This is a genomic window from Neobacillus niacini, assembly GCF_023715785.1.
GTDB classification, from domain to species: Bacteria; Bacillota; Bacilli; order Bacillales; family Cytobacillaceae; genus Neobacillus; species Neobacillus niacini_E.
This window is the reverse complement of record NZ_JAMBOX010000083.1, coordinates 1-428: the sequence shown is the minus strand read 5'-3', so window position 1 is coordinate 428 and position 428 is coordinate 1. Positions and strand designations below refer to the sequence as shown.

The following is a 428-nucleotide window of genomic DNA, read 5'->3' as shown; positions in this document are numbered from 1 at the left end:
GATGGAATATGCCTACGCAGCTGCGGATATGGTTATCAGCCGCAGTGGTGCAATGGCAATTGCAGAACTATGCGTGGTAAGAAAGCCAGTTATTTTTGTGCCTTATCCGTTTGCTGCAGAGGATCATCAAACCATGAATGCAAAAAATTTGGTAAATGCTCATGCCGCGGAAATGATCAAAGACAATGAAACGTTACAAATCCTGGTGCCTTCCGTGGTGGCTTTGTCAAGAGATAGCACGGCACAGGAAAGTCTAAAACATAATATCGGGGGCCTGGCGATGTATGATGCAGATGCAAGGATAGCCGAGGCAATATTAAATGAATTAACGAATAAAGTATAAGGTTTAGTGAATAGCAGTCAACACATATCGCCTTCATCACAACTTTTAAAAGGAGTTGCGCTCAAAAACGTGGTGTTCCTTGGCA

General features: G+C 43.2%; 1 protein-coding gene. It reads left to right on the top strand.

Annotated elements, in window-relative coordinates; genetic code table 11:
* Nucleotides 1-343 (top strand): UDP-N-acetylglucosamine--N-acetylmuramyl-(pentapeptide) pyrophosphoryl-undecaprenol N-acetylglucosamine transferase (locus tag M3234_RS28945; protein ID WP_285858864.1); only part of this gene is annotated, 343 nt, incomplete at its 5' end.
* Between the last annotated feature and the right edge of the window lie 85 nt (nucleotides 344-428).